General features: G+C 52.9%; 2 tRNA genes (1 of these 2 only partly in view). Both read right to left on the bottom strand.

From position 1 onward, the window contains the following. Positions 1–68: 68 nt before the first annotated feature. Positions 69–144 (bottom strand) — tRNA-Asp (locus tag HMPREF2953_RS07820). A gap of 5 nt (positions 145–149) precedes the next feature. Further along, positions 150–223, bottom strand: a tRNA-Ser gene (locus tag HMPREF2953_RS11580) (it continues 132 nt past the right edge of the window).

The following is a 223-nucleotide window of genomic DNA, read 5'->3' as shown; positions in this document are numbered from 1 at the left end:
CCGATCCCTTCAGCCGGACTTGGGTATTCCTCCACATTTTATAGGTAAATTGCTATTAAATTATTAGATGGCGGTCTCGACGGGAATCGAACCCGCGATCTCCTGCGTGACAGGCAGGCGTGTTAACCGCTACACTACGAGACCAAATACGGAGGAAGAGGGATTCGAACCCCCGCGAGCCGTTAAGCTCCTGTCGGTTTTCAAGACCGATCCCTTCAGCCGG

Source organism: Staphylococcus sp. HMSC072E01 (assembly GCF_001814125.1).
Classification (GTDB): domain Bacteria; phylum Bacillota; class Bacilli; order Staphylococcales; family Staphylococcaceae; genus Staphylococcus; species Staphylococcus hominis.
This window is presented reverse-complemented; position numbering and strand designations above follow the sequence as displayed.